This is a genomic window from Photobacterium carnosum, assembly GCF_002849605.1.
Classification (GTDB): domain Bacteria; phylum Pseudomonadota; class Gammaproteobacteria; order Enterobacterales; family Vibrionaceae; genus Photobacterium; species Photobacterium carnosum.
Genome location: NZ_NPIB01000057.1, coordinates 1 through 2,325 on the forward strand (window position 1 = coordinate 1; position 2,325 = coordinate 2,325).

The 2,325-nt window shown below is 37.2% G+C and carries 1 protein-coding gene and 1 pseudogene; both read right to left on the bottom strand.

The features are described from left to right. Positions 1-683 precede the first annotated feature (683 nt). A complete protein-coding gene (gene dcuC, locus CIK00_RS21000) occupies positions 684-2,042 on the bottom strand; it encodes a C4-dicarboxylate transporter DcuC (RefSeq protein ID WP_233426591.1) in 1,359 nt (452 codons plus the stop codon). A gap of 161 nt (positions 2,043-2,203) precedes the next feature. Further along, a pseudogene (locus CIK00_RS21005) lies at positions 2,204-2,325 on the bottom strand (IS1595 family transposase); the annotation flags it as partial.

The window sequence follows — 2,325 nt, forward strand, 5'->3', positions numbered from 1 at the left end:
TATATATTGCAGCATTACAACACTAAGCGGGGCCATAGTTATAACAACTATTTACCGCCAGTGGTGATGGAAGCAGCCGCTTAATTTAAACACCTATAAAGGTGTACAGTTTTACTTGACCACTTCACAGCGCAAAAGATCTGCATCAAACAGCAATACAAAACTCTAATATCAATGAAATAGTAATTCTACAACGCGCTGATAGTAGATTCCCTATCGCCCTTGTGAGTATTCACTGTAGGGAATGACAGATAAAAATTTAGATTTAAAATAAATCTAAACCCAGCCCAAACACCTAAAAATAGATTTATTTTAAATCTGGCTATTTTGTCAATCTATCTTCCATAAATCACTTATCAGCCTGATGTAACCCAAATACCAGTCAAATCGCCCCTAAAAACGATTTTAAGACCACAATCAAGGTTACATAATTCCATACTGAAATGCAATATACAGAATGACATTCTGTTAGTGCTTTGTATAATGCTGTTAAACTTTGAGTATACCCCAGCAAAACCAGTTTACCTTACCTCCGAACCCGCATTGGAATGATTAAGAAACCACTTATAATCAACCAATTAAAGAAACCAATTTAAATTACACCTGCTTGACGCGATAAGTGTCTGTGAAGCAAACCGCCAATACTCTAATGTTGTAGCGTGAGTATTGGCGGTCATGGTGAATTAAGAGTATTGAATAACCGCCATAATTAAGACGACAACCATACTGCTTAACATTGGGACACTGGTACGTTTGATGACATCAATAGGTGTTAAACCTGCCATGCCTGAAACGGTAATAATAACCCCAGCAACGGGTGACATTGTTCTACCGATGCCAGCTGCAAATAAAATAGGCAGTAATGGAAGTAGAGGATTAACATCAAAGTTAGTTGCAATTTGAGGAACGATAGGAATAAAAGCCATTACAGGCGCATTGCCTGAACCTGTAATAAATGCGGTTAATAAAATAAAGCCAGAAAAGACAATTACAATGCCACTTGGACCAAGATCAAATGATTTTGCGGTATCGATTAAGGTGTTGATAGCGCCGATATTGGTTAAACCCGCAGAGAAATATTCAGCAGCGATCATTAATGTTAATACGCTCGCAAATATCATTCCGGTACCTTTTAGCCATGCTTCAAAATTATCAAAGGCACGCTGAATTGAACGAAATCTTATTGCTTCTATTATGATACAGATACTGATTGTCGACATCATCGCAATTGGAATTGTCATCGTAATAGACTTCATTACCATGCTTGAAAATCCAAATAAAAAGATAAAAGGCAAGATGGGAAGCAATGCGTAAAACTTAGGGACAGTATCATTATCGTCATGTTGCTTTTCTAGCGTTTCTAAATACTTACCTCTATCTTCTGATGGGTTATAGCCATCAATACGGTCACAATGATGTTGCCATACAATGTTAACCAAAGGAATTAAAATAAGTAACATTGCTTGAAATATGGTTTGATGATTTACCACAAAATCCATAATTTCAACATTGATCGCATTGGCACCAATAACCGCATTAATCTGCCCTGGGCCATATTCCCATGCTGTTGGGATTACAATCGTTGCAACGGCTGTTTTCGCACTAATACCCGCATTACGTAATACTGGGTAAAGTGTGCCCATTAAGAGTAATGATAACGATGTTGCACCAGTAATAAACACGTACATTAGTGATACAAATATTAAAACGAGTATCAACAGGACATAAGGATTTTTTACCGCCATAACTGGGCGAGATGTGGCTTTCACTAACGCCTGAGATGCACCAATGTGATTTAAATAGGTCGAAACACCGGCAATAGAGACAAGTGTTAAACCGACACTGCCTAAACGGGTATTGGTGATTTCGGTAAAACGCTGCCAGAGGTCAAAAAATAGTGCGCCCTGCGTCTTCCCATCGGCAAGTACAGGCGCAATACCTGATATGGATGCGTAAGCCAGCAACAATAAGCCTGCGGTAATTAATGTTGCTTGAGGATTGAATTTTTTAACATTGAGTAGGCGACAAGCCCAACTATACATAGTGTAAAAATATATTCCATGTTGTTCTCATTGATAAAGACAGATGGAATAATTATTTATTAATTGAAGTAAAAAAACGCTGATGATTATCTTATAAATAAATAACAAAAATTACTTTAATAATAAGTTAGATCTTAATCTCATTGTTATACTCTACCTGATTACCACCGAGACTCAGCCAGAGTTAATAATTTCTCTGGCATCGGTGGTGATTTTGCACCACATTTAATCAGCGTATTGAATATATCTTCAACTCGAAACCGATAATTAAATCTAAAACAGA